Genomic DNA, 25697 nt, shown 5'->3' on the forward strand with positions numbered 1-25697 from the left:
CGATCGTGCCGACTCAGGGGCGAGGCCCCGATCGACCCGGCGTCGACGATCCGGGCCGCGGCCGACGCATCGGCGTAGACGTCGGGAGCGTTCGCATCGGCATCGCGTCGTCCGACCCCGACGGCGTCCTCGCGACGCCCGTCGAAACGGTGCCGCGGTCCAAGGTCAAGGGATCCGATGCGCCGGACGTCGTCCGGGTGGCGGAAATTATCGCCGAGTACGAGGCCGTCGAGGTCGTCATCGGACTGCCTCGGACGTTGCGCGGTGAACGTGGAAGTGCAGTCGACGCGGCGGAGAGATTCGGCCGTTCTCTGCACAGGCGGTTGGCCGGCGTGCCGATTCGCATGGCCGACGAGAGACTGACTACGGTGAGCGCGTCGCGTGCCTTACGGGAGAGTGGTGTGCGCGCGAAGGATCAGCGATCGGTCATCGACCAGGCCGCCGCGGTAGCGATACTGCAGGGTTGGCTCGACGAACGACGGGCCGCGGCGCACCGAGCAACGACGAATTCAGGATCGACGGAGGTCGACGAGTGAGCAACCATGGGTCCGATGATCGGGGTCGACGGCGGGTGGCCCCGGACGAGGCCCACACCGATCCGATCGGGTATCGCGTGGACGAGGGCAGTGAGTTCCACCGGAGTATGAATCGGTCCCGGCCGCCGCAACGCAGTGAACCGCATACGCAGGGCACCCGTCGTGCGGACCGCGAGGCCGGCGGCGGCCCGGTAGTCGACCCGGATGCCGGAGCGATGCCGCAGGCCGTGGGTCGGAGCCGCGCCGCCGGTCGCAGGGAACGCGCTGCGTCCAGCCGGAAGCGTCGTGGCCGAGTCGTCGCCCTGGTTCTCGGGCTGCTGTTGGTCGTCGCCGTGGCAGGAGGGGGGTACTTCGCAGTGAACAAGTTCGGGAATCGAACGACACCGAACGAGGACTTCGCGGCCGGTTCGTCCGGTGACGGAGTCGTGATTCAGGTCCATCCCAACGACACCGCCCAGCAAATTGGTACCGAGGCTGCGGACAAGGGCGTGGTGGCGAGTTCCGGAGCGTTCCTCGAAGCTGCGCTGCAGAACAATGCGATCACGTCGGTCCAGCCGGGCTTCTACCTGCTCACCAGCGGTGTTCCGGCTTCCCGCGCGGTCGAGGAGCTGGTGGATCCTGCCTCGCGGGTGGGAAACATGGTCATCTCGGAGGGGCGTCAACTGCACGACGCGAGAGACGTGAACACCGGTTCGGTCAAGAAGGGGATCTACACCTTGATCTCCGAGGCCAGCTGCGTGGATCGGACCGGCAGCGGCAGTCCGACGTGCATCAGCTACGACGATCTGAACGCAGCAGGAGCGGTCGACGATCCGGCAGCCCTGGGAGTGCCGCAGTGGGCAACCGACCGCGTCGAGGGCGTGCCGGACCGAGACCGGCAACTCGAGGGTCTGATCTCCGCCGGAACGTGGGACTTCGATCCCAGCGCCGCTCCTGCGGACATCCTGAAGCAATTGGTGTCCGAGAGCGCCACCCGGTACGAGGACACCGGAATCCTCACCGCGGGCAGCAACTCCGGACTGACCCCGTACGACACACTCGTCGCGGCCTCGCTGGTGGAGCGTGAATCCCTGCCGCAGGACTTCAGCAAAGTGGCGCGGGTGATCCTCAACCGTCTCGCGGTGCCGCAGAAGCTCGAATTCGACTCGACGGTGAACTACTCGCTCGACACCACCGAGGTGGCCACCACCGACGCCGATCGCGCCACGGTGACGCCCTGGAACACCTATGCCAGCGAAGGGCTGCCCGCCACTCCGATCTCGTCCCCGAGCATCGGTGCGGTACAGGCCGTCGAGATGCCGGCCGACGGAGACTGGCTGTACTTCGTGACCATCAACCAGGCTGGGGAGACGCTGTTCACCCGCAGTTACGACGAGCACCTGGCCAACATCGGCAAGGTGGAAGCCGGATTCCTCGACAGCGGCCGCTGACATGCGTGCCGCCGTACTCGGCAGCCCGATCGAGCACTCGAAGTCACCGGTGCTCCATCGGGCGGCTTACCGCGCCCTCGGCCTCGACGAGTGGACCTACGACCGCATCGAGTGCACGGCCGAGCAACTTCCCGGACTGGTCGACGGTTTCGGGCCGGATTGGGTCGGCGTGTCGGTGACGATGCCCGGCAAAGTCGCCGCTCTGACGTACGCGTCGGAACGTACCGAACGCGCCGTCCTGGCCGGGTCGGCCAACACTCTGCTGCGGACGACGTCGGGATGGCGGGCGGACTGCACGGACGTGGACGGCGTCGTCGGCGCACTGCGAGATGCTCGAATCGACGATCTGACCGGTGCCGCCGTGACGGTGGTGGGTGCAGGAGGTACGTCGAGACCCGCGATCGTGGCACTGGCAACACTGGGTGCCGCGTCGGTCACGGTGGTTGCTCGATCGGCCGATCGTGCGACGGCCACTCTCGAGTGCGCGGTGGCCGCCGGGCTCCGCGCCGACTTCGCACAGTTGAGCGATCCCGGGCTCGCCGACGTCGCAGCGGCGTCGGCCGTGCTGGTCAGCACCGTGCCCGCAGCCGGAGTTGCCCCCTTCGCGGCCGCTCTCGGCCGGGCACCCGTCGTACTCGATGCGATCTACGACCCCTGGCCGACCGCACTCGCCGCTGCGGTCGACGACGCCGGCGGAACGGTCATCAGCGGACTGTCGATGCTGCTCAACCAGGCCTACGGGCAGGTAGAGCAATTCACCGGTATGCCGGCACCCCGATCGGCCATGCGAGAGGCGCTCGGCGTCGTTCTGTAGCCGCGTCTGTGGTCGACCGGCGAGCAACCTCGATCTGCGCCCGTCGGGTCATCGGCAGTGCACAAGACATCGGCTGTACACAGGGCGGCGGTTGTCCACAGGTCTTTACGTGACCTGGACTGTGCGCGCAACTCGGTTCGTCTCGGTGCGACGCTTCGAGCCATGTGGAGTCTGGGTGTTGCTGTCACGGTCGGTGCTGTCGCCGGTGTGGTGCTGCGCGTCGTGTTGCGTCGATGGCAGCCGCGTCTTCTACCGGCGCTGTGTGTCCTCGGATCCGGGTGGGCGTGGTGGCGGTTCGGGGAGAGCCCGGATGCCGCGTCGTGGGGGCTGATCACCTGGTGCGTACTGACGTGGTGGTTCGCAGCGCTGATCGCCGTCGACCTGCGGTGTCGCCGGCTGCCGAACGTGTTGACCGTTCCCGGTGCGGTCGTGGTTCCGGCAGTGCTGGTGGCGACGGGTTCGGCTCAGGCTCTGCTGGGCGGCGGGCTGCTGTTCGGCATCTACCTCGTGGTTCATCTCGGTGCGCCGAGGGCGTTCGGCGCGGGTGACGTCAAGCTCGCCTGGTCGGTGGGTTCGATCGCTTGCCTGGGCGGTACAGCCGGGTGGACCGTCGCGGCGTTGGCGGCGCCGGTGGCCACAGCCGTGGTGGGGTCGATCGCGGCGGTCTGCGGATACCCCGGTGCGCGCATCGCGCACGGGCCGTCGATGTGCGCGGCCACCCTGCTGGCAGTTGCGGCGGCCACGACGTGAAAAGATGTTCGAGTGCTGCGCTGGATAACTGCCGGAGAATCCCACGGACCCGCTCTCGTCGCCATCCTCGAAGGAATGGTCGCGGGAGTCGAGGTGACCTCGGACGACATTGCTCGCCAACTCGCTCGCCGCCGCCTCGGTTACGGCCGCGGTGCTCGCATGAAGTTCGAAGCGGACAAGGTGACCCTCACGGGCGGCGTTCGTCACGGCCGGACCATGGGCGGGCCGGTGGCGATCGAGGTCGGTAATACCGAATGGCCGAAGTGGGAACAGGTGATGTCGGCCGACCCCGTCGACGAGGCCGTCCTCGCCGATCTGGCCCGCAACTCTCCACTGACTCGACCACGACCCGGGCATGCCGACTTCTCCGGGATGCTCAAGTACGGTTTCGACGACGCACGTCCGGTGCTCGAGCGTGCCAGTGCGCGTGAGACCGCGGCGCGGGTGGCGATCGGAACGGTCGCGCGGCTGTTCCTGAAGCAGGCGTTCGGCATCGACGTCGTCTCGCACGTGATCTCCATCGGTGCCTCGGATCCCTACGTCGGCCCGCCGCCCGCGGGCGCGGACATCGATGCCATCGACGAGTCTCCGGTGCGGGCCTTCGACAAGGCCGCCGAGGAGTCCATGATCGCCGAGATCGAAGCCGCCAAGAAAGACGGCGACACCCTCGGCGGCATCGTCGAGGTCGTCGTGCACGGACTGCCGGTCGGCCTCGGCTCGTTCGTCTCGGGTGAACGCAAGCTCGACGCCAGACTGGCGGCTGCGCTGATGGGCATCCAGGCGATCAAGGGTGTCGAGGTGGGCGACGGTTTCGAGACCGCGCGCCGACGCGGCAGTGTCGCACACGACGAGATCAAGCCGGGGCCCGACGGAGTTCTCCGCTCGACGAACCGTGCGGGCGGGATCGAAGGCGGAATGACCAACGGTGAGGCTCTGCGGGTGCGTGCCGCGATGAAGCCCATCTCCACGGTTCCCCGCGCCCTGTCGACGGTGGACATGTCGACCGGCGACGAAGCGGTCGCCATCCACCAGCGCTCGGACGTATGCGCTGTTCCGGCCGCCGGGGTCGTGGCAGAGACGATGGTTGCCCTCGTGCTCGCGCAGGCAGCGTTGGAGAAGTTCGGTGGGGATTCGCTGGCGGAGACGACGAGCAACGTCGACCACTACGTGAAGGGCACCGCCGCCCGACCTCCGCGATGAGCCCGTACGCGGTCCTCGTCGGACCGCCGGGTGCAGGAAAATCGACCATCGGACGGCGACTGGCCCAGGCGTTGAATCTGGATCTGTTCGATACCGACGTGGCCATCGAACGAAAAACCGGGCGAACCATTGCGGATATCTTCTCGCACGACGGTGAGCCTGCATTTCGCGAGATCGAAGAGCGGATCGTCGCCGATGCCCTGGCCTCGCACGACGGCATTCTTTCCCTCGGCGGCGGAGCCGTGTTGTCGGCTGCAACCCGGAAGCTGCTTGCTGCGCACACTGTGGTCTATCTGGAAATCAGTGTGTCGGAGGGGCTTCGGCGAACGGGAGCCAACACGTCTCGGCCACTGCTCGCGGGCCCGGACCCGCGCGCCAAGTACCAGGAATTGATGCGTCACCGCCGCCCCCTCTATCGCTCGGTTGCCACCGTGCGAGTGCGGACGGACAGTCGTAGTCCGGCCCGAGTCGTGAATCAGTTGGTGGCCAAGCTCACTGCTCTCGCACCGGTGCCCGTTCGCGAAGTGAACGACGAAACCCCCAGTAGATGAAGGTGATTCGATGACAGAGCCCGTACGCGTCCAGGTCGAGAGTGCCAACCCGTACCCGGTGATCATCGGCCGAGGCCTGTTGACGGACCTCGTCGACGAGCTCGCCGGAACCGCGACGGTCGCGATCTTCCATCAGCCACCCCTGGCCGAGACGGCCGAAGCAGTGCGAGCAGCGTTGGCGGACAAGGGGATCGATGCACACCGCATCGAAATTCCGGACGCCGAGGACGGCAAGGACCTCGCGGTCGCCGGATTCTGCTGGGAGGTGCTGGGACGCATCGGCCTGACCAGAAGTGACGCCATCGTCTCGCTCGGCGGCGGCGCGGCCACCGATCTCGCCGGTTTCGTTGCGGCGACGTGGATGCGCGGCGTTCGAATCGTCCACGTTCCGACGACTCTGCTGGCCATGGTCGATGCCGCCGTCGGTGGAAAGACCGGAATCAACACCGATGCCGGCAAGAACCTGGTCGGCTCGTTCCACGAACCGGCCGCGGTGCTGGTCGACCTCGCGACACTCGAGACAGTGCCGAAGAACGAGATCGTGTCGGGCCTGGCCGAGGTGATCAAGACCGGCTTCATCGCCGACCCGGTGATTCTGGACATCATCGAATCAGACCCCGCTGCGGCGCTCGATCCGACCGGCGACGTACTGCCGGAGCTCATCAGACGGTCCGTGGAAGTCAAGGCCAGGGTCGTGGCCGCCGATCTGCGGGAATCGAATCTACGGGAGATCCTGAACTACGGGCACACCCTCGCCCACGCCATCGAGCGACGCGAGCAGTATCGCTGGCGGCACGGAGCTGCGGTGTCGGTCGGGCTCGTGTTCGCCGCCGAGCTCGGTCGTCTGGCGGGCCGGCTCGACGACGCGACCGCGGACCGCCATCGGACGATTCTCGAATCGGTCGGTCTGCCGGTGACCTACGACGAGCACGCATTCGCGGATCTGCTCAAGGGAATGCAGACGGACAAGAAGAACCGCGCAGGCCTGCTTCGTTTCGTCGTCCTGGACGGATTGGCCAAGCCCGGTCGACTCGAGGGCCCGGACCCGGCTCTGCTCGTCGCGGCTTTCTCGGCTGTGGGGCGCGAGGCTCCGGCGGCCGGTGGTTCCGCCATCATGTTGTAGATCCAGGTGTTGTACGCCTGCGACACGCTTTGAACACACAACGGGCGGTGGTCGATGCATCGGTGCATCGACCACCGCCCGTTGGACGTGTGCCGCGTGGATCAGGAGCCGTCGGCGCTCCCGTGACGGTTGCCGCGCTTGTCCATCCGGGGCTTGCCGTCGGCGTCGACAGCCGAGAACACCTCGGTGTCGGCCTCGCCGTGCTCGGGTGCCCATTGCGGTTCGGCCTGCGACCGTGTGCCCGCCTGGTCCGCCCGCTCGGCCGAGCCCGCGTTCACCAGCTGGCGCTCGTGTGCTCGCTCGGCGTCGGAGGTGGCCAACTTCTTCTTCGCCTCGCGGTTGACGATCTGCCTGCCGACGAACATCGCGATGCTCGCGACGACGAACACCGTCAGGATCGTGAACGCTGCGCCCGAGGTCAGCTCGAAGATCAGTCCGTTCTGGCCCAGGCTGAAGTCGACGAAGAAATCGATGATCCAACTGATCAATCCAGCAAGCAGGCCGCCGACCACAGCAGCCTTCAGCCAGACCATCGTCAGGTCCTCGCCCTTGTCCGGGTCGGGGTTTCTGCGTCGGTCGCGGATCCCGTCGATGCCGGCCCAGACGGCGATGACGAGCACGACGAGGGCATACGCCACCCATCGCAGCGCCGAACCGCTCAGAGGCCACATCGACACCGCTGCCCCCAGCAGCAGTCGAGCGACGACGTTGATCAAAGCCATACCTATGCCACGCACTGCCCACCCAGTCATGCGGCACAGCATATCCGCACGTGGCCGATTGTGTGTCGGGGCCCACAGGTTCGCCGTGGGGGCGGCGCAGCCGAGGCTCCCGATCCGTTGACGGCCGACCAGTAATGTCGGGAACATGTCTGCTGATTTCGGCGCCCGCCGCGGTGCCTTGCGAGAGCTGTTGATCCAGGACGGCCTCGACTCGATTCTGATCACCGACCTGCTCAATGTGCGCTATCTGACCGGCTTCACCGGCTCGAATGCCGCGCTGCTCGTGTCGACCGGTGGTGACGAGCGAACAGTGATCTGCACCGACGGCCGCTACGTCACCCAGGTCGCCGAGCAGGTTCCCGATCTGCGCGCAGAGATCGACCGCGCGTCGGCGCTGCACCTGCTCGGTGCCGGTATTTCCGGTCGCGGCACCCGTGTCGGCTTCGAGAGTCATGTGGTCACGGTCGACGCCCATCGCGCGTGGGCCGAGCTCGACGGCGGCCTCGAACTGGTGCGCGCGCCGGGAGTCGTGGAATCGCTGCGCATGGTCAAGGACGAGTACGAGGTGGGTGTGCTTCGAGACGCGTGCCGCGCCGCCGACGACGCGCTCGCCGAGCTTCTGAGCGGCGGCGGGATTCGCGCGGGCCGGACCGAGCGTGAGGTGGCTCGCGAGCTCGAATCGCTGATGCTCGATCACGGTGCCGACGCCGTCTCGTTCGAGACCATCGTCGCCGCCGGAGTGAACTCCGCGGTGCCGCATCACCGCCCGACTGACGCCGTCCTGGCCGAGGGAGACTTCGTGAAGCTGGACTTCGGTGCGCTGGTGGCCGGGTACCACTCGGACATGACGCGGACCTTCGTCATCGGTGCGCCGGCGCAGTGGCAGCGCGAACTGTACGAACTGGTGCAGCGGTCGCAGGCCGCAGGCCGAGAGGCGCTGGCACCCGGTATCGAGACCGCTTCGGTCGACGCCGCATCGCGGTCGGTCATCGAGGAGGCAGGGTACGGCGAGTACTTCCTGCACGGGCTCGGTCACGGAGTCGGCCTCGAAATTCACGAAGCGCCGGGAATCGCGAAGTCGAGCACCGGTACACTGCTGAGCGGTGCAGCGGTCACCGTCGAACCGGGTGTCTACTTCTCCGGCCGCGGCGGCGTTCGGATCGAGGACACACTCGTCGTTCGCGACGAGGGTCCGGAACTGCTCACCCTGACAAGCAAGGAACTCACGTCCGTCTAGCGCGCGGGCGGGAGCGAATCCCGCACGTGACCGACGGCGCGTCACGCGCACAAACGATTGAGGAGACGCGAAGCAAGTGGCTTCCACCAGCGATTTCAAGAACGGACTGGTTCTCAACCTGGAGAACCAGCTGTGGTCGATCATCGAATTTCAGCACGTCAAGCCCGGTAAGGGGCCTGCGTTCGTGCGAACCAAGCTCAAGAACGTGCTGTCGGGCAAGGTCGTCGACAAGACGTTCAACGCCGGTGTGAAGGTCGAGACCGCAACGGTCGACCGACGCGACATGACGTACCTCTACCACGACGGTAGCGACTACGTGTTCATGGATGCCGACACCTACGACCAGCTCTCCATCGGTGAGGCGACCGTCGGCGACGGCGCGCGATTCCTGCTCGAGAACCTTCGCGTCCAGGTCGCGATGCACGAGGGCGTCCCGCTGTACGTCGAGCTCCCCGTCACCGTCGAGCTCGAGGTCAAGCACACCGACCCCGGCTTGCAGGGAGACCGCTCGACCGGCGGCACCAAGCCGGCCACGCTCGAGACCGGAGCCGAGATCTCGGTGCCGTTGTTCATCAACACCGGCGACAAGCTCAAGGTCGATTCCCGTGACGGCAACTACCTCGGGCGTGTGAACTCCTAACGTGTCATCGAAGAAGTCGACATCCTCCGGTTCGCAGAACGGCGTCCCCGGCGCGAAGAAGCTGGGTGCGCGCCACAAGGCCCGCAAGCGTGCCGTGGATTTCCTGTTCGAGGCAGAAGCGCGCAACGTCGACCCGGTGAATCTGACCAGCGAACGGATCGAACTCGCGCGCGGCGACGACACGATCGCACCGGTCAGTGAGTACACCTCCACGCTGGTCGAGGGGGTGGCAGAGAACCTGGACCGACTCGACGGCGTGATCGCCGATCATCTCAAGGATTGGACGATCGGCCGCCTGCCCGCAGTCGATCGGGCGATCTTGCGGGTCGCGGTGTGGGAGCTCTTCCACGCCACCGACGTCCCACCGGTCGTTGCTGTCGACGAGGCCGTCGAGCTGGCCAAGCAGCTGTCCACCGACGATTCGCCGGGCTTCGTCAACGGTGTACTCGGCCAGATCGTGCTCGTGGCACCGCAGGTTCGCGCTGCTGCGGCTGCTGTGTCGTCGCGTCCCCAGGCCGCAGGCCCGGACGATGCGACGGTCGACTCCGATCAGTGACACACCCGTCCACGGCAGTGTGACCGAACGCTCTGCGAGCCTGGTGGGTCCGGTTCGCAGAGCGTTGCTAGGCTTTACGCAGTTCTAGTGCCAGACATCCTTTAACGATCCGTCCAGAGAGGCGGAGAAGGAGGTCGTAGTTTGCCTGCGCCCGAAAGTTCATCCGCCGATTCTGCCGTCCGTGAGCTGCTGTCCGCAGCCGATGTAGGTCGGACCATCTCTCGCATGGCCCACCAGATCATCGAGAAGACCGCGCTCGACGCTCCCGACTCACCGCGTGTCGTGCTGCTGGGCATTCCCACTCGCGGTACCACCCTGGCCGAGCGTCTCGCCGAACGTATCGAGGCGTTCTCCGGCGTGCGGCCCCCGCTCGGCTCGCTCGACATCACCCTGTACCGCGACGATCTGCGCAACAAACCGCACCGTCCACTCGAACGCACCTCGGTGCCGACCGGCGGAGTCGACGATGCCCTGGTCGTTCTGGTCGACGACGTGCTGTTCTCCGGCCGTACCGTCCGCTCGGCGCTCGACGCGCTGCGCGATCTCGGACGCCCTCGCGCCGTCCAACTCGCGGTCCTGATCGATCGCGGCCACCGCGAACTTCCCCTCCGGGCGGATTACGTGGGCAAGAACGTGCCCACGGCCCGCTCCGAGGACGTCTCGGTGCTGCTCTCCGAGCACGACGGGCGGGATGGCGTCAGCTTGTCCGAGGGAGGATCGACGCGATGAAACACCTGCTGTCGGTCGCCGACCTCACTGCGGAATCCGCCACCGAACTGCTCGACGAGGCCGAGCGTTTCGAGCAGGCACTGCTCGGTCGCGAGGTCAAGAAGCTGCCGACGTTGCGCGGCCGGACGATCATGACCGTCTTCTTCGAGAACTCCACCCGAACTCGGGTGTCGTTCGAGGTCGCGGGCAAATGGATGAGCGCCGATGTGATCAACGTCAGCGCCAGCAGTTCGTCGGTATCCAAGGGGGAGTCCCTCCGCGACACTGCGATGACCCTGCGCGCGGCCGGTGCCGACGCACTCATCGTCCGCCACCCTGCGTCCGGTGCCGCGCACCAGATCGCCCGGTGGACCGCCGACCAAGGGGCTGGCGGCGGTCCGGCGGTCATCAATGCGGGCGACGGTACCCACGAACACCCCACACAGGCGTTACTCGATGCCCTGACGGTTCGGCAACGCCTGGGCGAGATCTCCGGTCGCCGGATCGCGATCGTCGGCGATGTTCTGCACAGCCGGGTAGCGCGATCGAATGCGATTCTCCTGGCCACCCTCGGAGCCGACGTCGTGCTGGTAGCGCCGCCGACTCTGCTGCCGGTCGGTGTCGAGGGCTGGCCGGTTCGGGTCTCGCACGACATCGATGCCGAGCTACCCGGGTTGGATGCGGTGTTGATGCTTCGGGTGCAGGCCGAGCGGATGAACGGCGGGTTCTTTCCGTCGGCGCGGGAGTACTCGATCACGTACGGGCTTTCGCAGCGCCGACTCGACTTGCTGCCCGAGCACGCCGTGGTGCTGCATCCGGGGCCGATGCTGCGCGGTATGGAGATCGCGTCCTCGGTGGCCGACTCGCCCAAAACTGCAGTCTTGCAACAGGTTACGAATGGAGTTCACGTGCGGATGGCAGTCCTGTTCCGATTGCTGGTCGGTTCGGACGGGGGAGCATCATGACCGCTCCGGCACCGTCGGTACTGCTGCGTGGAGTCCTGCTGTACGGCGAGGGCCCCGAAACGAACGTCCTGATCACTGGAGAGGAGATCGTCGAGATCGGGCCCGACGTCGACGCCGACGGTGCCGACGTGGTCGAGGCGCGCGGCCAGGTTCTGCTGCCCGGCTTCGTCGACATGCACACCCATCTGCGGGAGCCCGGTCGGGAAGACACCGAGACCATCGAATCCGGCTCCGCCGCAGCTGCTCTGGGTGGGTACACCGCCGTGTTCGCCATGGCCAACACCTCGCCGGTCGCGGATTCGGTCGTCGTGACCGACCATGTGTGGCGCCGCGGACAGGAAGTCGGGCTGGTCGACGTGCACCCCGTCGGGGCCGTCACCGTGGGGCTCGAAGGCAAGCAGTTGGCCGAGATGGCCACGATGGCTGCCGGGGTCGGTCGGGTCAAGATGTTCTCCGACGACGGCCACTGCGTCGACGACCCACTGATCATGCGTCGCGCACTGGAGTATTCGAGTTCGCTCGGAGTGTTGATCGCCCAGCATGCGGAAGAGCCGCGATTGACCGTCGGTTCGGTCGCTCACGAGGGTCCCAACGCCGCCCGGCTCGGTCTCACCGGTTGGCCGCGTGCCGCCGAGGAATCGATCGTCGCGCGCGATGCCCTCCTCGCTCGGGACGCGAATGCGCGGGTGCACATCTGCCATGCCTCCACTGCCGGCACCGTCGAGTTGCTGAAATGGGCTCGGGGGCAGGGTATTTCGATCACCGCCGAGGTAACGCCCCATCACCTGCTCCTCGACGACTCGCGTCTGGAGACGTACGACGCCGTCAACAAGGTGAACCCGCCGTTGCGCGAGAAGTCCGACGTGGACGCGTTGCGCAGGGGTCTGGCCGACGGCGTGATCGATTGTGTGGCAACCGATCACGCGCCGCATGCCGAGCAGGACAAATGCTGTGAGTTCTCCATCGCGCGGCCCGGGATGCTCGGACTGGAGACCGCGCTGTCGATCGTCGTCGACACGATGGTGAACCCGGGTCTGCTGGACTGGCGCGGTGTGGCGCGGGTCATGAGCGAACGTCCGGCCGAGATCGTCGGCCTGGCCGATCAGGGCCGTCCGATCGAGGTGGGCGAGATCGCCAACCTGACGCTGGTCGATCCGAAGGCCGACTGGACGGTGTCGGGCAAGAAGCTCGCCAGCGTCGCACACAACACACCGTTCGAGGACATGAGCTTCTCGTCCAAGGTGACCACGACCGTGTTCCGTGGACGTATCACCGTCCGCGACGGAGTCGTGGCGAACAGGGCAGGGGAGTAGAGCCGTGGACAGAGTTCTCATCGTCATCGGCTTCATCCTGTTCTGGGCACTGATGATCGCGCTGATCTTCTGGGGTTGGCGCGGGCGTCAGAAGCGTCAGGAAGGACGCATCGGCGAGTTCCCGGCCGTGCCGGACGATCTGGGTGCCAATCGAATCCAGCCGGCCACCGGGCTCTACGTCGGCAGCACCATTGCGCCGAGTTGGCAGGACCGGATCGCCGTGGGCGACATCGGCCACCGCGCCACCGGCGAGCTGTCACGGCATGAGAAGGGAATCCTCCTCGATCGGGACGGCGAGTCACCCATCTGGATTCCGAACGAATCGATCCGGGCGATCCGTACCGAGCGCGGACTCGCAGGCAAGGTCATGACCAAGGACGGTCTCCTGGTGATCCGATGGGAGTTGCCGACGGGGACCGAGATAGACACGGGCTTCAGGGCCGACGACAAGCAGATCTACCCGGTGTGGACAGAGGGTTTCACCGGAGAAACCAAGGAGGAAACCGCGTGAGCAGCGCAGTTCTTGTTCTGGAGGACGGCCGGACGTTCCGCGGCACCACGTTCGGGGCCCAGGGGCGCACGCTCGGCGAAGCCGTCTTCTGCACCGGTATGACCGGATACCAGGAGACGCTGACCGATCCGAGCTACCACCGCCAGATCGTGGTGGCCACGGCTCCGCAGATCGGCAACACCGGCTGGAACCAGGAGGACGGCGAGGCGGCCAGTGCCCAGGATCCCAACAAGATCTGGGTCGCCGGTTACGTCGTCCGAGATCCAGCGCGCCGGACGTCGAGCTGGCGCTCGACCGGAACGCTGCAAGACCAGCTCGAGGCGCAGAACGTCGTCGGCATCGCCGGAATCGACACGCGTGCCCTGGTTCGGCACCTGCGTACGCGCGGTTCGATGCGGGCGGGAGTGTTCTCGGGCGACGCCCTCGGCACCTCCGAAGAGATGCTCGAGCAGGTGACCAGTCAGCAGTCCATGCTCGGCGCGGATCTCGCCGGCGAAGTGACCACCGGTGCCGGGTACACCATCGAACCCACCGGCGATGCTCGATTCACCGTCGTGGCAGTCGATCTCGGCATCAAGACCAACACTCCGCGAATGTTCGCCGAGCGCGGTATCCGCGTGCACGTGGTGCCGTCGAACACCAGCATCGAGCAGGTTCTCGAACTGAACCCGGACGGTGTCTTCCTGTCCAACGGCCCGGGCGACCCGGCCACGGCAGACACCAGTGTCGCGTTGACCAGGCAGGTGCTCGAACGTGAGCTGCCGCTGTTCGGCATCTGCTTCGGCAACCAGATCTTCGGGCGGGCACTCGGCCGCGGCACCTACAAGATGAAGTTCGGCCACCGCGGCATGAACATCCCGGTGATCGAGCACACCACCGGTCGCATCGCGATCACCGCGCAGAATCACGGGTTCGCACTCGAAGGTGAAGCTGGCGAGGAATTCGACACCGACTTCGGCCGGGCACGAATCAGCCACACTTGCGCCAACGACGGCACCGTCGAGGGCGTCGAGCTGATCGGCGGCAGCGCCTTCTCGGTGCAGTACCACCCCGAGGCCGCGGCCGGCCCGCACGACGCCGCCTACCTCTTCGACCGTTTCACCAGCGTCCTTCAGGAGAAGAAGTAATGCCACGCCGCACAGACCTGAACCACGTCCTGGTCATCGGATCCGGCCCGATCGTCATCGGCCAGGCCTGCGAGTTCGACTACTCCGGCACCCAGGCGTGTCGAGTGCTTCGTGAGGAAGGACTGCGGGTCAGCCTCGTCAACTCGAACCCGGCCACGATCATGACCGACCCGGAGTTCGCCGACGCGACGTACGTCGAGCCGATCACCGCGGAGTTCATCGAGAAGATCTTCGCTCGCGAGGCCGAGCAGGGCCACCCCATCCAGGCCGTGCTCGCGACCCTGGGCGGACAGACGGCTCTCAATGCAGCTGTCGCTCTGCACGATCAGGGCATTCTCACCAAGTACGGCGTCGAACTGATCGGTGCCGACTTCGACGCGATCCAGCGCGGCGAGGATCGCCAGAAGTTCAAGGACATCGTCGCCAAGGTCGGTGGAGAATCCGCCAAGTCGGCCGTCTGCTACACGATGGACGAGGTACGCGAGACCGTCGCCGAGCTCGGTTTCCCGGTCGTCGTCCGGCCGTCGTTCACGATGGGTGGGCTCGGTTCGGGATTGGCCTACAACGACGAGGATCTGACCCGGATCGCGGGAGGCGGCCTGGCGGCGTCCCCGACGGCCAACGTGCTGATCGAGGAGTCCATCCTCGGCTGGAAGGAATACGAGCTCGAGCTCATGCGTGACGGCCGCGACAACGTGGTCATCGTGTGTTCCATCGAGAACGTGGATCCCGTCGGCGTGCACACCGGCGACTCGGTCACCGTTGCGCCGGCGATGACGCTCACCGACCGCGAGTACCAGAAGATGCGCGACCTCTCCATCGACATCCTGCGTGAGGTGGGCGTCGACACCGGCGGCTGCAACATCCAGTTCGCGATGGATCCGGCCGACGGCCGACTGGTCGTCATCGAGATGAACCCGCGAGTGTCACGCTCGTCGGCTCTGGCGTCCAAGGCCACGGGCTACCCGATCGCCAAGATGGCCGCCAAGCTGGCCATCGGGTACACCCTCGACGAGATCGTCAACGACATCACCAAGGAGACGCCGGCCTGCTTCGAGCCGACGCTGGACTACGTGGTCGTCAAAGCACCGCGATTCGCGTTCGAGAAGTTCCCCGGTGCCGACGGCACACTGACCACGACGATGAAGTCCGTCGGCGAGGCGATGTCCATCGGCCGCAACTTCACCGAGGCCTTCGGCAAGGTGATGCGCTCGCTCGAAACCAAGCGCGCGGGCTACTGGACCGGCCCCGAGGTCGAGGCAGAAAGTCTGGACGCGTTGCTGAAGGACCTGTCCGTACCGCAGGACGGTCGGATGTACGGGATCGAGAAGGCATTCGCTCTCGGTGCCACCCTCGAGCAGCTGTTCGAGGCGACCAAGATCGACCCGTGGTTCCTCGATCAGTTCCAGCAGATCCACGAACTCGGCGTCCAGGTTCGCGAGGCGGCCGAATTCGACGAGGCGCTGCTGCGTCAGGCCAAGTACCAAGGTCTGTCCGATCGCCAGATCGCCGCTCTGCGACCCGAACTCGACGGTGAGGACGGAGTGCGGGCGCTGCGCGACGAGCTCGGTGTGCACCCGGTCTACAAGACCGTCGACACCTGTGCGGCGGAGTTCGAGGCCAAGACCCCGTACCACTACGGCACCTACGAGCTCGACCCCGAAGCCGAGACCGAGGTTGCCCCGCAGCCGGACCGGCCCAAGGTACTGATCCTCGGATCCGGTCCCAACCGTATCGGTCAGGGCATCGAATTCGACTACAGCTGTGTGCATGCGGCGCTGACGCTGTCCGAGGCCGGCTACGAGACGGTCATGGTCAACTGCAACCCCGAGACCGTCTCCACCGACTACGACACCGCCGACCGCCTGTACTTCGAGCCGCTGACGTTCGAGGACGTGCTCGAGGTCTACCGAGCAGAGGCGGCGTCGGGCACGGTTCGTGGAGTCATCGTGCAGCTGGGCGGACAGACCCCGCTCGGTCTGGCGAAGCGACTGAAAGCCGCAGGCGTACCCATCGTCGGAACCTCGCCCGAGGCCATCGACCTCGCCGAGGACCGCGGAGAGTTCGGCAAGGTACTGGACGCGGCCGGACTGCCGGCAGCCAAATACGGCACCGCGACGACGTTCGACGGGGCCCGTGAGATCGCCGCAGGAATCGGTTACCCGGTGCTGGTGCGCCCGTCGTACGTGCTGGGTGGACGCGGCATGGAGATCGTCTACGACGAGGCATCCCTCGCGACCTACATCTCCAATGCGACGGAGATCTCGGACGACCGACCGGTGCTGGTCGACCGGTTCCTGGAAGATGCCGTGGAGATCGACGTCGACGCGCTGTGCGACGGCACCGAGGTCTACATCGGCGGCATCATGGAGCACATCGAGGAGGCCGGCATCCACTCCGGCGACTCCGCATGTGCACTCCCGCCGATCACGCTCGGCAAGACCGACCTGGAGAACGTGCGTCGATCGACCGAAGCCCTCGCGAAGGGAATCGGTGTCCAGGGCCTGCTGAACGTGCAGTACGCCCTCAAGGACGACATTCTGTACGTCCTCGAGGCCAACCCTCGAGCCAGCCGGACGGTGCCGTTCGTGTCCAAGGCGACGGCCGTGCAGCTGGCGAAGGCCTGCGCCCGAGTGATGTTGGGGGAGAGCATCGCCGAACTTCGGACTGCGGGAATCCTGCCGGAGACCGGAGACGGTGGCACCGTCCCGGCGGGTGCGCCCATCGCCGTCAAGGAAGCGGTGTTGCCGTTCAACAGGTTCCGCCGCGCGGACGGAACCGGCGTCGACACACTGCTCAGCCCGGAGATGAAGTCCACCGGTGAGGTGATGGGTATCGACTTCGATTTCGGCACTGCCTTCGCCAAGAGTCAGACCGCCGCGTACGGTTCGCTGCCCGCCGGCGGTGCAGTATTCGTATCGGTGGCGAACAAGGACAAGCGGTCGTTGATCTTCCCGGTGAAACGACTCGCCGATCTCGGGTTCGACATCCTGGCCACCGAAGGAACCGCAGATGTGTTGCGGCGCAACGGAATCAAGTGCGAGCAGGTGTACAAGCAGTCGGGCGAGGATGTCCCGGAGGGTGAGCAGACGATCGTCGACCGCATTCTGGCCGGCGACATCGCGATGGTCATCAACACCCCGTACGGCAACTCCGGTCCGCGTGTCGACGGGTACGAAATCCGTAGTGCCGCTGTGGCGCAGAATATTCCGTGCATCACCACGGTGCAGGGTGCGTCGGCCGCAGTGCAGGGCATCGAGGCCGCCATCGCCGGTGGAATCGGTGTTCGTTCCCTGCAGGATCTGCATGCGGGTCTGAAGGAAGGCCTGGTTCTGCCGTGAGTCATCACCACAGTTGGTCGGACCGGCTCCGGGCAGCGGTCGCCGCGCGCGGTCGGCTGTGCGTCGGTATCGATCCGCACCCGGCTCTGCTCGAGGCGTGGGACCTGCCGCGCTCGGCGGATGGTCTCGAGGTGTTCGCCGAGCTGTGTGTGGAGGCGTTCGTCGGTGAGGTGGCTGTCGTCAAGCCTCAGGTGGCGTTCTTCGAGTCGTACGGTTCGGCCGGCTATGCGGTTCTCGAGCGCACTGTCGGGGTGTTGCGGGACGCAGGCACGTTGGTGATCGCCGATGCCAAGCGCGGCGATATCGGAACGACGATGGATGCGTACGCGCAGGCGTGGCTGGAGCCGGGTTCTCCGTTGTCGTCCGATGCCGTCACGGTGTCGCCGTACCTGGGGTTCGACTCGTTGGGTGCGGCAATCGACCGAGCTGTCGCTCACGACCGCGGCGTGTTCGTCCTTGCCCGGACGTCGAATCCGGAGGGCTCCGCGCTGCAACACGCGTCGATCTCGACGGGTGGGTCCGTTGCGCAGTCGATCGTCGACGCGGCGGCTGCGCGCAACCGTGTCGATGCAGACACGGTGGGCCTGGTGGTCGGGGCCACCCGTGATCACGGCCTCGATCTGTCGGGCTATCGCGGGCCGGTGCTCGCGCCCGGCCTGGGTGCCCAGGGTGCCACGGTGAACGATCTGGCAGAGATCTTCCGTGATTGCCGAGAGCTGCTGTTGCCGAACTCTTCTCGGAGTGTGCTGGCGGCGGGTCCGTCGGTGACGGCGTTGCGTGCGGCGGCGACCCAGTTGCGTGACGAGATCGAAGCGGGTCTCGCATAGTCCATGGTCGCGTCGGCGAGCGTGTGGGGGTGGGTTAGCGGTGAGCGCCCGTCGTCGGTACGGTCGCTAACGCTGCCGACGACAATGCGAATCGACCGGGAATCCCTGCACGGATGGTCCTCGGCAGGCACCTACCGATGAGCGGCGAACCGATCCTGATCGGACCGGTCGCTCGCCCCGAAACGAGAAGACGGAGGAACCGACAGTGGCCCTTCCCCAGTTGACCCCCGAGCAGCGCGCTGCTGCCCTCGAGAAGGCAGCTATCGCCCGCAAGGCTCGCGCCGAGCTCAAGGAGCGCCTCAAGCGCGGCGGCACCGACCTCAAGCAGGTTCTGAAGGACGCCGAGACGGACGAGATTCTCGGCAAGATGAAGGTATCCGCATTGCTCGAGGCGTTGCCGAAGGTGGGCAAGGTCAAGGCCGCGGAGCTGATGACGGAGTTGGAGATCGCGCCCACTCGGCGACTGCGCGGACTCGGGGATCGGCAGCGCAAAGCGCTGTTGACGAAGTTCGATTTCGAGGCCTGACGACGGTGAGTGACACTGCGGCGACGTCCGTGCCGGAGAAGAAGCGGGGCCGGTTGGTGGTGCTGTCCGGCCCTTCCGGCGTCGGCAAGTCCAGTGTCGTTCGGCTCGTGCGCGCGGCGCTACCGGAGCTGGTCTTCAGCGTGTCGGTCACGACGCGATCGCCGCGGCCTGGCGAGGTGGACGGTCAGGACTACCACTTCGTGTCGGCCGAGGAGTTCGACCGGATGATCGCCGACGGCGAGTTGTTGGAGTGGGCGAGTATCCACGGCGGCCTGCAGCGGTCGGGAACTCCTGCTGCCGCGGTGGATGCCGCATTGGAGGCCGGCAGTCCGGTGCTGCTCGAGCTCGACCTGGCCGGGGCACGGGCCGTTCGGGTGTCCAAGCCGGAAGCTCTGCTGGTGTTCATGGCACCGCCGACGTGGGAAGACCTGGTCTCTCGACTGGTCGGCCGAGCGACGGAGGAGAGCGCCGCCACCGAGCGCCGGTTGGAAACGGCAAGGGTGGAATTGGCGGCACAGGACGAGTTCGACACGGTCATTGTTAATACCGATGTCGACCATTCGTGCGAACAGTTGGTATCCTTATTGGTCGGTAGGTCGTCGGTCGGTAACAGCTGACCATTTTCACGGCGCACGAGGCCCCGACCAGCTAGTTCGTAGCACCAACGATGCAATTTCAGGAGATCATCAGTGAGCAGCACTTCAGCGGCCGTTTCCGACTTCGACGGACGCAGCGCTCTGCCGGCCTACGACACGCCGCTCGGCATCACCAATCCACCCATCGACGAATTGCTCGCGCGCACCTCGTCGAAGTACGCCCTCGTCATCTACGCGGCCAAGCGTGCACGCCAGATCAACGACTACTACAACCAGCTCGGTGACGGCATCCTCGAATACGTGGGACCGTTGGTCGAGCCCGGTCTACAGGAAAAGCCGCTGTCCATCGCGCTTCGCGAGATTCACGCAGACCTCCTCGAGCACACCGAAGGCGAATAAGAACCCGACAGGGGACACCTGACGTGCATGTGGTCGTCGGAGTAGGCGGTGGTATCGCCGCCTACAAGAGTTGTGCGCTCATTCGAAAATTCACCGAGAACGGCCATCAGGTTCGAGTGATTCCGACTGCGTCGGCGCTCGAATTCGTCGGCCGCGCAACATTCGAGGCGTTGTCCGGCCAGCCGGTGCACACCGGCGTGTTCGCCGATGTGCCCGAGGTGCCGCACGTCCGGCTCGGGCAGGAAGCGGATCTCGTCGTCGTCGCGCCGGCCACCGCAGACCTGATGGCTCGAATCGCGGGCGGGCGGGCGGACGATCTGCTCACCGCGACGTTGCTGACCGCTCGGTGCCCCGTCGTGTTGGCCCCGGCCATGCACACGGAGATGTGGGAACACCCGGCCACCGTCGCGAACGTCACCACGCTCCGATCGCGCGGTACCCAGGTGATCGAGCCTGCGTCCGGCCGGTTGACGGGACGCGACACCGGTTCGGGCCGACTGCCCGAGCCCGAGGAGATCTTCGCTCTCGCCATGCTGCTGACCGAACGTGCGGACGCGATGCCGCGCGATCTCGAGGGACGGCGAATTCTGATCTCGGCCGGTGGTACGCGGGAACCCCTCGATCCCGTTCGTTTTCTGGGGAATCGGAGTTCCGGCAAGCAGGGGTACGCGTTGGCTCGAGTCGCTGCCCAGCGCGGTGCCCACGTGACCTTGATCGCCGGGTACACCAGCGACCTCGAGGCGCCCGCGGCGGTCGATGTGGTCCACGTGAAGACCGCGTCCGATATGCAGGACGCGGTGCGCTCGCATGCGACCGACGTCGACGCAGTGGTGATGGCGGCTGCGGTCGCCGACTTCAGACCCGAGTCCATCGCGAGCAGCAAGATCAAGAAGGGCTCGAACGAACCGTCGTCGATTCCTCTGGTCCGCAACGACGACATCCTCGCCGGTCTCGTGTCGGCTCGGCACAGCGGAGACGTCCGATCGTCGACGGTGATCGTCGGATTCGCCGCCGAGACGGGCGACGCCGACGGTGACGTGCTCACCTACGCGCGAGCCAAGCTCGAACGCAAAGGCTGCGATCTGCTCGTCGTCAATGCGGTGGGTGACGGCAAGGCCTTCGAGGTCGACCACAACGACGGCTGGTTGTTGGGGTCCGACGGCTCCGAGGCCGCGCTGGGGGAGGGCTCGAAAGCTCTGCTCGCCAGCAGGGTGTTGGATTCGGTCGCCCAGATGCTTCGCTCCCGCGATACGCGGCCCACTTCGGACACCCGCTGATGTCGAGGGTGCACGATCGATGTCGTAGCAGCTAGCGTTCTGGGTACCAGGGCGACAGCGCCGTAAAGGTTTGCGTGGCTCCCACAGGGGCGATAACACCGAGGGAACATCAATTTTCGTGGAGTGCTCGGCCGGCATCAGCCGTCGGGTCGGGCAAGAACATGCGTCGAGAGGAAGTCCGTGAGCAAGTCCGGTAGTCGGCTTTTCACCAGCGAGTCCGTTACAGAAGGTCATCCAGACAAGATCTGTGACGCCATCAGCGATTCCATCCTCGACGCTCTTCTCACCGAGGATCCGCGAGCCCGAGTGGCGGTGGAGACGCTCGTCACCACGGGCCAGGTCCACGTCGCAGGTGAGGTGAACACCACCGCCTACGCGGACATCCCGAAGATCGTGCGCGAGAAGGTGCTCGAGATCGGGTACGACTCGTCCGCCAAGGGGTTCGACGGAAACTCGTGTGGTGTGAACGTCGCCATCGGCGCGCAGTCACCCGAAATCGCGCAGGGCGTCGACCATTCGCATGAGGCCCGCGTCGAGGGATTGTCCGACGACGAGATCGACCGTCAGGGTGCAGGCGACCAAGGATTGATGTTCGGCTACGCCAACACCGATACACCCGAGTTCATGCCGCTGCCGATTGCGTTGGCACACAGGCTTTCTCGGAGACTGACCGAGGTTCGCAAGAGCGGTGTGCTGCCGTATCTGCGTCCGGACGGCAAGACTCAGGTCACCATCGAGTACGACGGGGACGACGCCGTTCGTCTCGATACCGTCGTGATCTCGACGCAGCATGCAGCAGACATCGACCTCGACAACCTGCTCACTCCCGACATCCGTGAGAAGGTTCTGGGCTCGGTACTCGAAGAGCTGGACGTACCGACTCTCGACACCTCGAACGTCCGGTTGCTGGTCAATCCCACCGGAAAGTTCGTGCTCGGTGGTCCGATGGGAGACGCCGGTCTGACCGGCCGAAAGATCATCGTCGACACGTACGGCGGCATGGCTCGGCACGGCGGCGGAGCATTTTCGGGCAAGGACCCGTCGAAGGTCGACCGCAGCGCCGCATACGCAATGAGGTGGGTCGCCAAGAATGCAGTCGCAGCCGGTCTGGCCGACCGCATCGAGGTGCAGGTGGCCTATGCGATCGGCAAGGCAGCACCGGTCGGTCTGTTCGTCGAGACGTTCGGCACCGAGAAGACCGATCCCGCGCGTATTCAGGCGGCGATCAGCGAGGTCTTCGACCTCCGTCCCGGTGCCATCATCCGCGACCTCGACCTGCTGCGCCCGATCTACGCGCAGACGGCCGCGTACGGTCACTTCGGACGTACCGACATCGATCTTCCGTGGGAATCCACCGATCGCGCCGACAAGCTCCGGGATGCGGCAGGCCTGTAGGTCCCTCCACTCCGGCAGCGATGCTGCCGCACGTACCCTGTTCGCACCGGCTCGGTGCTCCCACGACGAGTGTGGGGTGACGATCGAGAAGGAGGTGCGGTGGCTGGTGTGACGCCGGTAGCGGCAACCGATCTGCCGATCGCGCGCATTCTTCCGATGCTTCCGCTGCCGCACCTCGACCGCGAGTTCGATTACCTCGTTCCCGAGGACGCCAGCGACGATGCCCAGCCCGGTGTGCGGGTACGCGTCCGTTTTGCCGGCCGGCTCGTCGACGGGTTCGTACTCGCCAGGCTGGCCGAGACCGATCATCCCGGTCGTCTCGGCTGGCTCGACCGGGTCGTGTCCGCCGAGCGCGTACTGACTCCCGAGATCGCCGAGTTGGTGTCGGCGGTGGCCGATCGCTACGCAGGAACGCGAGCGGATGTGCTGCGTCTGGCGGTTCCGGCTCGCCACGCACGGGTCGAGGCAGAGCCCCCTCCGGTCGTCGACGAGGCAGCAGAGCCGGTCGTCGATCGCACGGGCTGGGCGGCGTATACCCATGGCTCCAATTTCCTCGATGCCCTCGGCGAGCACCGTGTTCCGCGTGCGGTGTGGCAGGCCCTACCCGGCGAGGTGTGGCCCGCTCGATTGGCCGAATTGGCTGCCGTCACCGTGGGGAGCGGACGGTCCGCAGTGGTCGTGGTGCCCGACCAACGGGATCTCGATCGTCTGGAGGGTGCATGCGCCGCGGCAGTCGGGGCCGACCGTGTGGTGGCGCTGTCGGCCGGTTTGGGACCGGCCAAGCGGTACCGGCAGTGGTTGCGCTGTCTGAGGTCGGGCCCCGTTGTCGTGGTGGGCACACGCAGTGCGGTGTTCGCGCCCGTGTCGAACCTCGGCCTGATCGCGATCTGGGACGACGGCGACGACAGTTTCGCCGAACCACGCTCACCGTATCCGCATGCACGTGAGGTGGCGTTGCTCCGCGCGCACGTGTCGGGAGCCGCGGTCGTCGTCGGCGGACATTCCCGGACGGCCGAGGCCGAGGCTCTCGTCGATTCCGGCTGGGCCCACGACCTGGTCGCCCCACGTGAGCTGGTGCGTGAACGGCAACCTCACGTGGTCGCGCTGGCCGACTCGGACCACGCGCTCGCTCGGGATCCGGCAGCCCGGGTCGCGCGGCTACCGGCGATCGCTTTCGAGGCCGCACGTGCGGCGCTGAAAGCGGATACCCCTGTGCTGGTTCAGGTTCCACGCGCCGGTTATGTTCCGTCGCTGGCGTGTGCGAAGTGCCGCCATCCGGCTCGGTGTCGACGCTGCAACGGTCCGCTCGCCCTGCCCTCGGCTCCGGGCAGCGACGGCGCGGGCAGCCCGACGTGTTCCTGGTGCGGAATCGCCGATGCCGCACACCGCTGCACGGTCTGCGGGTCGCGCAACCTGCGCGCCGTGGTGATCGGAGCGGGACGCACGGCCGAGGAGCTCGGCCGCGCCTTCCCTGGCGTGCCGATACACAACTCCGGTGGGGCCACCGTCCTCGATACCGTGCGCCCCGGTGGTTCGCTCGTGGTGTCGACCGTCGGTGCCGAGCCGACCGTGGACGGCGGATACGGCGCCGCGCTGCTGCTCGACGGTTGGGCGCTGCTGGGCCGGGCGGATCTGCGTGCGGCAGAAGAGACACTGCGCCGCTGGATGACGGCTGCGTCGATGGTTCGGCCCGGGGCGGCTGGGGGACGTGTGGTCGTGGTGGCCGAGTCCGAGATCCCCACCGTCCAGGCCCTGGTGCGCTGGGATCCGCTGTGGCACGCGCGCAGTCAGCTGGACGAACGAGTCGAGGTTCGGTTTCCACCGGCCGTTCACGTGGCGGCGATCGACGGGACCACCGACGCGATCACAGCGTTGGTCGACAGTGCAGATCTACCCGAGACGGTCGAGGTACTGGGTCCCGTCGATCTCCCGGACGGTCAACGCGCACCTGCGGGTAGCGGCGAGGACGGGTTGTCCGGAGACGTGCAGCGGCTCCTGATCCGGGTTCCGCGAAGCACCGGAGCAGCGCTGGCGCGAGCGCTGTCGACTGCGCAGGCGTCCCGAAGCGCCAAGAAGCTCGGCGCGGGCGTACGGATTCAGATCGATCCCATTCGGATCGGGTGATGGGCTTTCTCTGTCCTGTCGCGTTCCCGTCGTCCAGATAGAGAGGCAACCTCAGGGCCTTGTCAAAGTTCTATTGCCGATATATCGTCGACTTGTTCAATCGATACGAAGGAGAACGAGATGAACTACGCATTCGAAGGCTTTGCACACGAATTCGGACGCCGCGGAGGTCCCCGGATGGGACTCGCAGGCAATCGGCACGGAGACCCGCGCCGACGTGGCGCGCCGTTCCAGATGTGGGTTGTGCAGGACGACGAGCACGGCCCGGCAGAAGACGGAGAACCAGACGGCGGAGAACGACACGAGACAGGTCGGGGAAGGAGAGGTCACGGAGAACACGGCAGACGTCGGGGAGGTCCTGTCGGGCGGGGGCGTGACGGTATGTGGCCCGGTGGTGTCGGGGCCGGTGGCTTCGGGGCCGGCGGTTTCGGGCCGAATGCCGACTTCGGTCGTGGTCGGGGCCGAGGCGGTCGGGGCCGACGTGGCGATGTCCGCGCGGCGATCCTCCTGCTGCTCGAGGACCGGCCGATGCACGGTTACGAACTCATCCAGCAGATCGCCGAGAAGAGCAACGGAACCTGGAAGCCGAGCCCGGGATCGATCTACCCGGCCCTGTCGCAGCTCGAAGACGAGGGCTTGGTGCTGATCGACAAGGTGGCCGGCCGGAAGACGGCAGCACTGACGGCCGAGGGCAGGCGTCATGTCGACGACCATCGAGCAGATCTCGGCAGTCCTTGGGACGACGTAGCCGATTCCGTCGGCATCGATGCACGTGATCTTCGGGCACTGATCGGACAATTGATGGGTGCGGCCGGTCAGGTGGCCGGAGTCGGAACCGTGCGTCAGGTCGACCAGGCAGCCGAGGTGCTCATCGAGGCACGCCGATCGCTGTATCGCATCCTCGCGGAGGACGCTTCCGACAGTTCCGACAGCACCGACGCGACGTGATCGTCGGTGCGGAATCGTCGCACGCTGTCGTGACTCCCTAGGATGGACAACCGACATCGTTTCGTCCATCCCAGGGAGTTG

The 25697-nt window shown here is 66.3% G+C and carries 25 protein-coding genes; 24 read left to right on the forward strand and 1 reads right to left on the reverse strand.

Annotated features, from left to right (window positions below):
* Positions 1 to 2: 2 nt before the first annotated feature.
* The 7 genes from ruvX (at position 3) to aroB (ending at position 6404) form a co-directional block, all read left to right on the forward strand.
* The gene (gene ruvX, locus K414_RS0116630; RefSeq protein ID WP_027496969.1) at positions 3 to 536 is read left to right on the forward strand and encodes a Holliday junction resolvase RuvX; all 534 of its coding nucleotides are present in this window, start codon (positions 3 to 5) and stop codon (positions 534 to 536) included.
* Positions 533 to 1966, forward strand: coding sequence for an endolytic transglycosylase MltG (locus tag K414_RS0116635; protein ID WP_027496970.1), 1434 nt, complete (start codon positions 533 to 535; stop codon positions 1964 to 1966). Before ruvX ends, K414_RS0116635 begins: the two co-directional genes overlap by 4 nt.
* A gap of 1 nt (position 1967) precedes the next feature.
* Positions 1968 to 2780, forward strand: coding sequence for a shikimate dehydrogenase (locus K414_RS0116640; protein ID WP_027496971.1), 813 nt, complete (start codon positions 1968 to 1970; stop codon positions 2778 to 2780).
* A 162-nt stretch (positions 2781 to 2942) separates the two neighbouring features.
* Positions 2943 to 3530 carry a prepilin peptidase gene (locus K414_RS0116645; protein ID WP_081701617.1) on the forward strand — a complete coding sequence of 196 codons (588 nt, stop codon included), beginning with the start codon at positions 2943 to 2945 and terminating at the stop codon, positions 3528 to 3530.
* 12 nt (positions 3531 to 3542) lie between these two features.
* Complete coding sequence (aroC, locus tag K414_RS0116650) at positions 3543 to 4730, forward strand: chorismate synthase (protein ID WP_027496973.1); 1188 nt, start codon at positions 3543 to 3545, stop codon at positions 4728 to 4730.
* Entirely contained in the window at positions 4727 to 5281 is a 555-nt protein-coding gene (locus tag K414_RS0116655) for a shikimate kinase (protein WP_027496974.1), read from the forward strand. Before aroC ends, K414_RS0116655 begins: the two co-directional genes overlap by 4 nt.
* 10 nt (positions 5282 to 5291) lie before the next feature.
* Entirely contained in the window at positions 5292 to 6404 is a 1113-nt protein-coding gene (gene aroB / locus K414_RS0116660) for a 3-dehydroquinate synthase (protein ID WP_027496975.1), read from the forward strand.
* 101 nt (positions 6405 to 6505) lie between these two features.
* Here aroB and K414_RS0116665 read toward each other — a convergent pair whose 3' ends face one another.
* The gene (locus K414_RS0116665; RefSeq protein WP_027496976.1) at positions 6506 to 7156 is read right to left on the reverse strand and encodes a B-4DMT family transporter; all 651 of its coding nucleotides are present in this window, start codon (positions 7154 to 7156) and stop codon (positions 6506 to 6508) included.
* Positions 7157 to 7271: 115 nt separating this feature from the next.
* Here K414_RS0116665 and K414_RS0116670 point away from each other — a divergent pair, with 115 nt between their 5' ends.
* The 17 genes from K414_RS0116670 to K414_RS28620 all read left to right on the forward strand — a co-directional run bounded on the left by K414_RS0116670 (position 7272) and on the right by K414_RS28620 (position 25616).
* Complete coding sequence (locus K414_RS0116670; protein ID WP_027496977.1) at positions 7272 to 8363, forward strand: Xaa-Pro peptidase family protein; 1092 nt, start codon at positions 7272 to 7274, stop codon at positions 8361 to 8363.
* Between the two features lie 76 nt (positions 8364 to 8439).
* Positions 8440 to 9003: an elongation factor P gene (gene efp, locus K414_RS0116675; protein WP_027496978.1), complete on the forward strand. Its 564-nt coding sequence runs from the start codon at positions 8440 to 8442 to the stop codon at positions 9001 to 9003.
* Position 9004: 1 nt separating this feature from the next.
* Positions 9005 to 9559 carry a transcription antitermination factor NusB gene (nusB, locus tag K414_RS0116680; protein ID WP_032370491.1) on the forward strand — a complete coding sequence of 185 codons (555 nt, stop codon included), beginning with the start codon at positions 9005 to 9007 and terminating at the stop codon, positions 9557 to 9559.
* A gap of 141 nt (positions 9560 to 9700) precedes the next feature.
* Complete coding sequence (gene pyrR, locus K414_RS0116685; protein ID WP_027496980.1) at positions 9701 to 10288, forward strand: bifunctional pyr operon transcriptional regulator/uracil phosphoribosyltransferase PyrR; 588 nt, start codon at positions 9701 to 9703, stop codon at positions 10286 to 10288.
* Complete coding sequence (locus K414_RS0116690) at positions 10285 to 11232, forward strand: aspartate carbamoyltransferase catalytic subunit (protein ID WP_027496981.1); 948 nt, start codon at positions 10285 to 10287, stop codon at positions 11230 to 11232. The genes pyrR and K414_RS0116690 overlap by 4 nt, the downstream gene beginning before the upstream one ends.
* Positions 11229 to 12545: a dihydroorotase gene (locus K414_RS0116695; RefSeq protein ID WP_027496982.1), complete on the forward strand. Its 1317-nt coding sequence runs from the start codon at positions 11229 to 11231 to the stop codon at positions 12543 to 12545. Before K414_RS0116690 ends, K414_RS0116695 begins: the two co-directional genes overlap by 4 nt.
* 4 nt (positions 12546 to 12549) lie before the next feature.
* Positions 12550 to 13056, forward strand: coding sequence for a hypothetical protein (locus K414_RS0116700; protein ID WP_027496983.1), 507 nt, complete (start codon positions 12550 to 12552; stop codon positions 13054 to 13056).
* Positions 13053 to 14183: a glutamine-hydrolyzing carbamoyl-phosphate synthase small subunit gene (gene carA / locus K414_RS0116705; protein WP_027496984.1), complete on the forward strand. Its 1131-nt coding sequence runs from the start codon at positions 13053 to 13055 to the stop codon at positions 14181 to 14183. The genes K414_RS0116700 and carA overlap by 4 nt, the downstream gene beginning before the upstream one ends.
* Positions 14183 to 17524, forward strand: a complete 3342-nt coding sequence (gene carB / locus K414_RS0116710; protein ID WP_027496985.1) for a carbamoyl-phosphate synthase large subunit — start codon at positions 14183 to 14185, stop codon at positions 17522 to 17524. Before carA ends, carB begins: the two co-directional genes overlap by 1 nt.
* Positions 17521 to 18351 (forward strand): orotidine-5'-phosphate decarboxylase, encoded by an 831-nt coding sequence (pyrF, locus tag K414_RS0116715; protein ID WP_027496986.1) that lies wholly within the window; start codon positions 17521 to 17523, stop codon positions 18349 to 18351. The genes carB and pyrF overlap by 4 nt, the downstream gene beginning before the upstream one ends.
* Before the next feature lie 205 nt (positions 18352 to 18556).
* Positions 18557 to 18877, forward strand: coding sequence for an integration host factor, actinobacterial type (gene mihF / locus K414_RS0116720; RefSeq protein ID WP_027496987.1), 321 nt, complete (start codon positions 18557 to 18559; stop codon positions 18875 to 18877).
* A 5-nt stretch (positions 18878 to 18882) separates the two neighbouring features.
* Positions 18883 to 19494 carry a guanylate kinase gene (gene gmk / locus K414_RS0116725; RefSeq protein WP_037219334.1) on the forward strand — a complete coding sequence of 204 codons (612 nt, stop codon included), beginning with the start codon at positions 18883 to 18885 and terminating at the stop codon, positions 19492 to 19494.
* A 72-nt stretch (positions 19495 to 19566) separates the two neighbouring features.
* A complete protein-coding gene (rpoZ, locus tag K414_RS0116730) occupies positions 19567 to 19872 on the forward strand; it encodes a DNA-directed RNA polymerase subunit omega (protein ID WP_008716576.1) in 306 nt (101 codons plus the stop codon).
* A 23-nt stretch (positions 19873 to 19895) separates the two neighbouring features.
* Entirely contained in the window at positions 19896 to 21149 is a 1254-nt protein-coding gene (gene coaBC, locus K414_RS0116735; protein WP_027496989.1) for a bifunctional phosphopantothenoylcysteine decarboxylase/phosphopantothenate--cysteine ligase CoaBC, read from the forward strand.
* Positions 21150 to 21329: 180 nt separating this feature from the next.
* Positions 21330 to 22544 carry a methionine adenosyltransferase gene (gene metK, locus K414_RS0116740; protein WP_027496990.1) on the forward strand — a complete coding sequence of 405 codons (1215 nt, stop codon included), beginning with the start codon at positions 21330 to 21332 and terminating at the stop codon, positions 22542 to 22544.
* Between the two features lie 156 nt (positions 22545 to 22700).
* Positions 22701 to 24668, forward strand: coding sequence for a primosomal protein N' (locus K414_RS0116745; protein WP_176457092.1), 1968 nt, complete (start codon positions 22701 to 22703; stop codon positions 24666 to 24668).
* 177 nt (positions 24669 to 24845) lie between these two features.
* Entirely contained in the window at positions 24846 to 25616 is a 771-nt protein-coding gene (locus K414_RS28620; protein ID WP_237606518.1) for a PadR family transcriptional regulator, read from the forward strand.
* Positions 25617 to 25697: the final 81 nt, after the last annotated feature.

The organism is Rhodococcus sp. JG-3, from assembly GCF_000482405.1.
Classification (GTDB): Bacteria; Actinomycetota; Actinomycetes; order Mycobacteriales; family Mycobacteriaceae; genus Rhodococcoides; species Rhodococcoides fascians.

Coding starts and splice junctions, on each gene's coding strand:
- carB (WP_027496985.1), top strand. CDS start 14,183: ATGCCACGCCGCACAGACCTGAACCACGTCCTGGTCATCGGATCCGGC.
- K414_RS28620 (WP_237606518.1), top strand. CDS start 24,846: ATGGGACTCGCAGGCAATCGGCACGGAGACCCGCGCCGACGTGGCGCG.
- K414_RS0116670 (WP_027496977.1), top strand. CDS start 7,272: ATGTCTGCTGATTTCGGCGCCCGCCGCGGTGCCTTGCGAGAGCTGTTG.
- aroB (WP_027496975.1), top strand. CDS start 5,292: ATGACAGAGCCCGTACGCGTCCAGGTCGAGAGTGCCAACCCGTACCCG.
- K414_RS0116690 (WP_027496981.1), top strand. CDS start 10,285: ATGAAACACCTGCTGTCGGTCGCCGACCTCACTGCGGAATCCGCCACC.
- K414_RS0116695 (WP_027496982.1), top strand. CDS start 11,229: ATGACCGCTCCGGCACCGTCGGTACTGCTGCGTGGAGTCCTGCTGTAC.
- K414_RS0116655 (WP_027496974.1), top strand. CDS start 4,727: ATGAGCCCGTACGCGGTCCTCGTCGGACCGCCGGGTGCAGGAAAATCG.
- K414_RS0116645 (WP_081701617.1), top strand. CDS start 2,943: ATGTGGAGTCTGGGTGTTGCTGTCACGGTCGGTGCTGTCGCCGGTGTG.
- K414_RS0116665 (WP_027496976.1), bottom strand. CDS start 7,156: ATGACTGGGTGGGCAGTGCGTGGCATAGGTATGGCTTTGATCAACGTC.
- K414_RS0116640 (WP_027496971.1), top strand. CDS start 1,968: ATGCGTGCCGCCGTACTCGGCAGCCCGATCGAGCACTCGAAGTCACCG.
- K414_RS0116745 (WP_176457092.1), top strand. CDS start 22,701: ATGCTTCCGCTGCCGCACCTCGACCGCGAGTTCGATTACCTCGTTCCC.